Here is a 7690-nt window from a genome sequence, read left to right as displayed (position 1 = left end):
CCCCCCCCCCCCCCCCCCCCCCCCCCCCCCCCCCCCCCCCCCCCCCCCCCCCCCCCCCCCCCCCCCCCCCCCCCCCCCCCCCCCCCCCCCCCACCACGCCGGTCTAGAGGGTCCCGGTGAGGGCTTCCGGACGGATCGGCGTCTTGTTGATCTCCAGACCCGTCGCCTGCCGGATCGCCGCGATGACGGCCGGGGTGGACGAGAGGGTCGGGGCCTCGCCCATACCGCGGAGGCCGTACGGCGCCTTCGGGTCGGCGAGCTCCAGGACGTCGACCGGGATGGTCGGGGTGTCGAGGATGGTCGGGATCAGGTAGTCCGTGAAGGAGGGGTTGCGCACCTTCGCGGTCTTCGGGTCCACGATGATCTCTTCCATGATCGCCACGCCGAGACCCTGGGTGGTTCCACCCTGGATCTGGCCCACCACGGAAAGCATGTTGAGCGCCTTGCCGACGTCCTGCGCGGTCGCCAGCTCGACGACCTTGACGAGGCCGAGCTCGGTGTCCACCTCGACGACCGCGCGGTGCGCGGCGAAGGTGTACTGGACGTGGCCGTTGCCCTGGCCGGTGACCAGGTCGAAGGGCTCGGTCGGCGCGTGACGGAACTCGAGCTCGAGGTCGATGGCCTCGTCCTCGAGGATGTCGGCGATGTCCGCGAGGACCTCGCCGCCGTCGGTGACGACCTTGCCGCCTTCGAGCAGCAGCTCGGCGGTGGCCCACGCCGGGTGGTACGAGCCGTTCTTGCGCCGGCCGATCTCCAGCAGGGCCTCGCGGACCGCCTCACAGGTGTTCTTCACGGCGCCACCGGTCATGTACGTCTGCCGGGAGGCGGACGTCGAACCGGCGGAGCCGACCTGCGTGTCGGCCGGGTGGATGGTCACCTGCGTGACACCCAGCTCCGTACGGGCGATCTGCGTGTGGACGGTGATGCCGCCCTGGCCGACCTCCGCCATGGCCGTGTGGACCATCGCGACGGGCTCGCCGTTGATGACCTCCAGGCGCACGCGGGCGGTGGAGTAGTCGTCGAAGCCCTCGGAGAAGCCGACGTTCTTGATGCCGACCGCGTAGCCGACGCCGCGGACGACGCCCTCACCGTGGGTGGTGTTGGAGAGGCCACCGGGCAGCGCGCGGACGTCCGCGCCCTCGCCGGCCGACTCCCACTGGCGCTCCGGCGGCAGCGGGCGGGCCTTGACCCGGCGCAGCAGCTCGGCGACGGGCGCCGGGGCGTCCACGACCTGGCCGGTGGGCATGATCGTGCCCTGCTCCATGGCGTTGAGCTGGCGGAACTCGACCGGGTCCATGCCCAGCTTCGCCGCGAGCTTGTCCATCTGGGCCTCGTACGCGAAGCAGGCCTGGACGGCGCCGAAGCCGCGCATCGCGCCACAGGGCGGGTTGTTCGTGTAGAGCGCGATCGCCTCGATGTCCACGTCCTCCAGGACGTAGGGACCCACCGAGAGGGAGGAGGCGTTGCCGACGACCGCCGGGGAGGCGGACGCGTAGGCGCCGCCGTCCAGGACGATCTTGCACTTCATGTGCGTGAGCTTGCCGTCCTTGGTGGCGCCGTGCTCGTAGTAGAGCTTCGCCGGGTGGCGGTGCACGTGGCCGAAGAAGGACTCGAAGCGGTTGTAGACGATCTTGACCGGCTTGTTCGTGGCCAGGGCCAGGAGGCAGGCGTGGATCTGCATCGAGATGTCCTCGCGGCCACCGAAGGCACCGCCGACGCCCGAGAGCGTCATGCGGACCTTCTCCGGCGGCAGGCCGAGGACCGGGGCGATCTGCTGGAGATCCGAGTGCAGCCACTGGGTGGCGACGTACAGCTCGACGCCGCCGTCCTCGGACGGCACGGCCAGACCGGACTCCGGGCCGAGGAAGGCCTGGTCCTGCATGCCGAAGGTGTACTCGCCCTCGACGATGACGTCGGCGCGCTTGCGGGCCTCCTCCACGTTGCCGCGGATGATCGGCTGGCGGTGCACGATGTTCGGGTGCGGGACGTGACCGATGTGGTGGTCGTCGCGGCCCTCGTGGATCAGCGGCGCGTCGGGGGCGAGGGCGGAGGCCTCGTCGGTGACGAGCGGCAGCTCGCGGTAGTCGATCTTGATCTTGGCGGCCGCGCGGCGGGCGGTCTCCGGGTGGTCGGCGGCCACGAGGGCGACCGGCTCACCGTGGTGACGTACCCGGCCGTTGGCGAGAACCGGGGTGTCCTGGATCTCGAGGCCGTAGTTCTTCATCTCGGCCGGCAGGTCGTCGTAGGTCAGCACCGAGTAGACGCCGGGCATGGCGAGCGCCTCGGAGATGTCGATGGAGACGATCTCGGCGTGGGCGACGGTGCTGCGCAGGGTCTGGCCCCAGAGCATGTCCTCGTGCCACATGTCCGAGGAGTACGCGAACTCACCGGTGACCTTGAGGGTGCCGTCCGGGCGGAGAATCGATTCACCGATGCCGCCCTTGTTGTGCTTCTGGGTGACGTTCGTCGGCGTACCGGCGGGCACGGTGCGGGTGTTCTGAGCCATGGTCAGACCGCCTCTCCCTGACGGGCGGCCGCGAGGCGGACCGCGTCGAGGATCTTCTCGTAGCCCGTGCAACGGCAGAGGTTGCCGGACAGGGCCTCACGGATGTCCTGGTCGGACGGGGAGGAGTTCTCCTCCAGGAGCGCGTCCGCCTGGATGAGCAGACCCGGGGTGCAGAAACCGCACTGCACGGCACCGGCGTCGATGAACGCCTGCTGGATGTTCGAGAGCTCCACGCCCTCACCGGTCTGCGAGTCGCCCGCCCGCGAGCGGAGCTCGCTGCCCGGCCCGTGCGCCTGCCACTGCTTGGCCGCGTCCAGGGACACGCCCTTGCCGCCGCAGCCGCCGCCGGTGCCGCAGGCACCGCCGTGGCCGTGCTCGTCACGCTGCTTGGAGAACTCCGCCAGGCCCTCGACGGTCACGACGTCGCGACCCTCGACCTGGCCGGCGGCCACGAGACAGGAACAGACCGGCACGCCGTCGAGGCGGACGGTGCAGGAACCGCACTCGCCCTGCTCACAGGCGTTCTTCGAACCGGGCAGGCCCAGGCGCTCGCGCAGGACGTAGAGGAGGGACTCGCCCTCCCACACGTCGTCGGCTTCCTGCTGACGGCCGTTGACAGTGAAATTGACGCGCATGATTACGCAGCCCCTTCAAGCGAGCGGCCGTTGCCGGTACCGCGGTACTGCTCCCAGGTCCAGACGAGCTGGCGGCGAGCCATGATGCCAACCGCGTGACGGCGGTACTTCGCCGTGCCGCGGACGTCGTCGATCGGGTTGGCCGCGCCGGAGGCGAGGTCACCGAACTGCTTGGCGATCGACGGGGTGATGACCTTGCCGGACTCCCAGAAGCCGCCCTCTTCGAGCGCGGCGTTCAGGAACTCCTCGGCGGCCTTCGCCCGGATCGGGGTCGGCGCGGCCGAACCGATGCCGGTGCGGACCGTGCGGGTCTCCGGGTGCAGCGCCAGACCGAACGCGCAGACCGCGATGACCATCGCGTTGCGGGAGCCGACCTTGGAGTACTGCTGGGGCCCGTCCGCCTTCTTCACGTGGACGGTCTTGATGAGCTCGTCGGCGGCGAGCGCGTTGCGCTTCACACCGGTGTAGAACTCGTCGATCGGGATCAGGCGAGAGCCGCGTACGGACTCCACCTCGACCTCGGCACCCGCCGCGAGCAGCGCGGGGTGGGAGTCGCCGGCCGGCGAGGCGCAACCGAGGTTGCCGCCGACACCGCCGCGGTTGCGGATCTGCGGGGACGCGACCGTGTGCGAGGCGAGCGCGAGACCCGGCAGCTCCGTGCGGAGGTTCTCCATGATCTGCGTGTACGGGACGGAGGCGCCCAGACGAACCACGTCCTCGCCGACCTCCCACTCCCGCAGGAGACCGATGCGGTTCAGGTCCAGGAGGTACTCCGGCCGACGGTGGTCGAAGTTGATCTCGACCATCACATCGGTGCCACCCGCAATCGGCACAGCTGTGGGGAACTCGGCCTTAGCGGCGAGCGCCTCCTCCCAGCTGGCGGGGCGAAGGAAGTCCATGTGCGGCTCTCTTCTTCTTCATCGTGTCGTTCACTTCAAGCCAGGAGGCCTACGGCCCTCGACTGGTCGTTCACGTGCTGTTAACGCGGTGTGGACTCAGTACACCGGCCCCCCGTCCCCCGGGTGCAGTCACCGAAACCATGAAGGAGTTGGCTGACGGCCTCCCTCGTCTTGTAGATTCGTATGAAAGGCAGGATGCGACGACCTGCCCGATTTCCAACGGCAACATTCGAGACAGATCGGCGGCGACATCATGCGGCTGCGCGCACTGCTGGAAACCGAGGCGCTGGGGCTGCGGCTGCTCGGCGGCGAGGAAGAACTGGACCGGACGGTCCGCGGGGTCATGACGACCGACCTGCGCGATCCCAGCCGGTACCTCTCGGGGGGTGAACTCGTCCTCACTGGCCTGGCCTGGAGACGAAATTCAGCCGACTCCGAGCCGTTCGTACGAATCCTCGCGAGCGCCGGCGTCGCCGGGCTCGCGGCGGGCGAGGCGGAGCTGGGCGCCATCCCGGACGATCTCGTTTCGGCCTGTGTGCGCAACCGGCTGCCGCTCTTCGCGGTGAACGAGGACGTTGCATTCGCCACCATCACCGAGTACGTCGTACGGCAGGTCTCGGGCGAGCGGGCCGGTGATCTCGCGGCCGTCGTGGACCGCCACCGCCGCCTCATGACCTCGGGGCCGGCCGGCGGCGGACCCGACGTGGTGCTGGATCTGCTCACCACCGACCTCGATCTCCGGGCCTGGGTGCTGTCCCCCACGGGCCGGCAGATCGCCGGGGCGGGCGAGCCGCTGGCGCCGGGCGTCTGCGCAGCACTGGCGAGCGAGCACCTCGCGGCGGTCCGGACGGGCCGCAGGGGACCGCACCGGATCTCCATCCAGGGTATTACCTACTCGCTCTTCCCGATCAGGGGACACGGGCGCGGCGCGGCAGGTCCGGCGGCCCGGGACGTGCGCGAGACCGTGCTGTCGGACTGGCTGCTGGCCGTCGAGGCGGACGCCGGCGACTGGCCCGCGGAGCGCCTGGACCTGCTCCAGGGGGTCACCCAGCTGATCGCCGTGGAGCGGGACCGGCGCGACGCGGCCCGCACGGTGCGCCGCCGCCTCGCACAGGAGGTCCTGGAGCTGGTCCAGACGGGTGCCGCGCCCGCCGAGATCGCCGCCCGTCTGCGGGTGGCGGCCCCGGTGCTGCTGCCCGGGCTGGGCGCCGCCCCGCACTGGCAGGTCGTCGTGGCCCGGGTGGACTGGGAAGGCGGGGACATCCCCGGCGGCCCGGTGGCCCAGTCGCTGCTGGAGGAGATCCTCGTCGACCCGTCGGTCTCCGGGCCGGAGCCGTCCGACCGGATCGCGGTGGCCCATGCGGGTGACGAGGCCATCGCCCTCGTGCCGCTGCCCTCGCTGTCCGGGGACGCCGGCGAGGACAAGGGCCCGGACTCCGCCCTGCACGCCGACGAGCTCCTCGCGGCCGTACGGGACCCCCTGGCGGCCGGCCTGGCCGACGACGGCCGGCTCACGCTGGGCGTCAGCGCGGCCGTGCACTCCGCCGAGGGGCTACGCGGGGCGCTGGAGGAGGCCCGGCACGCCCGCCGGGTGGCCGCGGCGCGCCCGGGCCGGGTCTGCGCGGCCGGCCACCACGAGCTGGCCTCGCACGTGCTGCTGCTGCCGTTCGTCCCGGACGACGTACGGCGCGCCTTCACGGCCCGGCTGCTGGACCCGCTGCGGGACTACGACCGGCGCCACCGCGCGGAGCTCATCCCGACGCTGGAGGCGTTCCTGGACTGCGACGGTTCGTGGACCCGCTGCGCGACGCGGCTGCACCTCCACGTCAACACGCTGCGGTACCGGGTCGGGCGAATCGAGCAGTTGACGGGGCGGGACCTGTCCCGGCTGGAGGACAAGCTCGACTTCTTCCTCGCACTGCGCATGAGCTGAGAAGATCCGCCCGCGGCCGGAGGGGTCTGGCCCGCGGGACGGCTGATGATCCGTCCGGACTTTGTGAAAGAGTTCACCCGACCCCTTGGCCGATGCCGTCGATCCGTGCTCTCATTTCGCCCCAGGGCTCAACGATGTGCTGCTTGGTTGCTTTGGGGAGGGCAATGTGGCGGATACCGCCATGTCGGGTGCCGGAACAACCGGAGGGGACGACCCCCTCCAGCGGGCGATATGGCGGCTGCGCTCGCGCGGCTGTTGGACCGACGCGGCGGCGCTGCTGACGCCGCACCTCGCGGATGCGGGTGCCGCGGTCCAGCGCACCGCGCTGCTGGTCGAGCGGTGCCTGTTCACCGGCCAGGGCTGGGCCGAGGCCGAGGACGCGCTGCGGGTCGCCGAGGCGGTGGCGCAGGACGACGACCACCGGGGCGCCGCCGCGTGCGAACGGGGCCAGCTGGCTTACGCGGCCACCGTGCTCGGCGTACGCGACCGGGCCGACGAGGCCCGCTCCGCGCTGGGCCGGGCGGCGGCCCTGCTGTCCCCGGAGTCCCGGACCCGACCGCTCCTGGACTTCCGCCGCGGCCTGGTCGCCGAGCACCTCGCGGACGCCCCGCAGTCGGCCCGGCCGGCGTACCACCGGGCGCACGCGGGCGCGGAGGCCCACGGGGACACCCTGCTGCTGTCCTTCACGTGGCGGCACCTGGCCGCGCTCTCCCTGCGGGACGGCGAGGTGGCCGAGGCCCGCAAGGGCTTCGCGGAGTCCCTGCGCATCCGGGAGGACCTGGGCTTCCTGATCGGCACGGCCCCCGCGCTGGCCGCGCTGGCCGAGGCCGAGCCGGAACCGGAGGCCACCCGGCTGCGCGCGGAGGCCCGCCGCCTCTTCCACCTGCTGGGCGGCATCCCCACCTGGCTGGCGGACCAGCTCCACCCCGCCCCGGCCCCTTCACCCGCGGCGTAGCCCGCCACCCCTGCGGCGTCCCGGGGTGTTCAGCCCGCCCGCGTGCGAGACGTGGGCGCGGGGCGCCGTCGGGGGCCGGGGCGGAACCCCGGTCAGGAGCCGGCGAAGTGTTCGCGGACCAGGGACTCGACCACCGGGAGGTCCCGCGCGATCAGCGCTTCCAGCAGCGCCGAGTGCTCCGCCGCGTCGGCGACGAGATCCGCCCGCCGAACCCGCGGAGCGCCCGGCAGGGGCCACTGCGCCCGCCGGTGGAGCTCCTCGGCCACCTGCACCAGTTGCGCGTTGCCCGCCAGCCGCAGCACCGCCCGGTGGAAGGCCCGGTCCGCCTCGGCGTAGCCCGGCAGGTCGCCCGCCGCGGCCGCCTCCGCCGTGGCGGCGGCCTCGGGGCGCAGGGCCTCCCAGGCGTCGGCCGGCACCGTACGGGCCAGCCGGAGCATGACGGGGACTTCGAGGAGCGCCCGGACCTCGGCCAGCTCGGCCAGTTCCCGCGGGCTGCGCGACAGGACGCGGAAGCCGCGGTTCGGCAGGCATTCCACCGCCCCCTCGACCGCCAGCTGCTGCATCGCCTCGCGCACGGGGGTCGCTGAGACCCCGAAGCGCTCCCCGAGGGCGGGGCCGGAGTAGATCTCCCCGGGCACCAGCTCGCCCTCGATCAGGGCCGCGCGCAGGGCGTCGAGGATCTGCCCCCGCACCGAATGGCGCAACACCTTCCGTGTTTTTTGTGCGGGTACCCGGGCTCGGGCCGTGTCGTGCACTCGGTCC

6 protein-coding genes are annotated in these 7690 nt (G+C 72.3%); 2 read left to right on the top strand and 4 right to left on the bottom strand.

The features are described from left to right. Positions 1-103: 103 nt before the first annotated feature. Genes pucD through ACZ4VT_RS35430 form a run of 3 tightly spaced genes read right to left on the bottom strand, consistent with a single transcriptional unit; the run spans position 104 to position 4040 of the window. Complete coding sequence (gene pucD / locus ACZ4VT_RS35440; protein WP_362812174.1) at positions 104-2506, bottom strand: xanthine dehydrogenase subunit D; 2403 nt, start codon at positions 2504-2506, stop codon at positions 104-106. A 2-nt stretch (positions 2507-2508) separates the two neighbouring features. Continuing rightward, positions 2509-3141, bottom strand: coding sequence for a (2Fe-2S)-binding protein (locus tag ACZ4VT_RS35435; protein ID WP_467955491.1), 633 nt, complete (start codon positions 3139-3141; stop codon positions 2509-2511). Positions 3142-3143: 2 nt separating this feature from the next. Beyond that, positions 3144-4040 carry an FAD binding domain-containing protein gene (locus ACZ4VT_RS35430; protein ID WP_326587260.1) on the bottom strand — a complete coding sequence of 299 codons (897 nt, stop codon included), beginning with the start codon at positions 4038-4040 and terminating at the stop codon, positions 3144-3146. Positions 4041-4293: 253 nt separating this feature from the next. Here ACZ4VT_RS35430 and ACZ4VT_RS35425 point away from each other — a divergent pair, with 253 nt between their 5' ends. Both ACZ4VT_RS35425 and ACZ4VT_RS35420 read left to right on the top strand, forming a co-directional pair. Then, entirely contained in the window at positions 4294-5973 is a 1680-nt protein-coding gene (locus ACZ4VT_RS35425) for a PucR family transcriptional regulator (protein ID WP_467955490.1), read from the top strand. A gap of 181 nt (positions 5974-6154) precedes the next feature. Continuing rightward, positions 6155-6928 (top strand): hypothetical protein, encoded by a 774-nt coding sequence (locus tag ACZ4VT_RS35420; protein WP_388840792.1) that lies wholly within the window; start codon positions 6155-6157, stop codon positions 6926-6928. A 92-nt stretch (positions 6929-7020) separates the two neighbouring features. Here the strand turns inward: ACZ4VT_RS35420 and ACZ4VT_RS35415 are convergent, their stop codons facing one another. Beyond that, positions 7021-7683, bottom strand: a complete 663-nt coding sequence (locus ACZ4VT_RS35415) for a GntR family transcriptional regulator (protein ID WP_467955489.1) — start codon at positions 7681-7683, stop codon at positions 7021-7023. Between the last annotated feature and the right edge of the window lie 7 nt (positions 7684-7690).

Source organism: Streptomyces sp. NPDC029164 (assembly GCF_055563995.1).
The sequence above is the reverse complement of the archived record's forward strand: the minus strand, read 5'-3'. Positions and strand labels throughout refer to the sequence as shown.

Coding starts and splice junctions, on each gene's coding strand:
- ACZ4VT_RS35430 (WP_326587260.1), bottom strand. CDS start 4,040: ATGGACTTCCTTCGCCCCGCCAGCTGGGAGGAGGCGCTCGCCGCTAAG.
- pucD (WP_362812174.1), bottom strand. CDS start 2,506: ATGGCTCAGAACACCCGCACCGTGCCCGCCGGTACGCCGACGAACGTC.
- ACZ4VT_RS35435 (WP_467955491.1), bottom strand. CDS start 3,141: ATGCGCGTCAATTTCACTGTCAACGGCCGTCAGCAGGAAGCCGACGAC.
- ACZ4VT_RS35420 (WP_388840792.1), top strand. CDS start 6,155: ATGTCGGGTGCCGGAACAACCGGAGGGGACGACCCCCTCCAGCGGGCG.
- ACZ4VT_RS35425 (WP_467955490.1), top strand. CDS start 4,294: ATGCGGCTGCGCGCACTGCTGGAAACCGAGGCGCTGGGGCTGCGGCTG.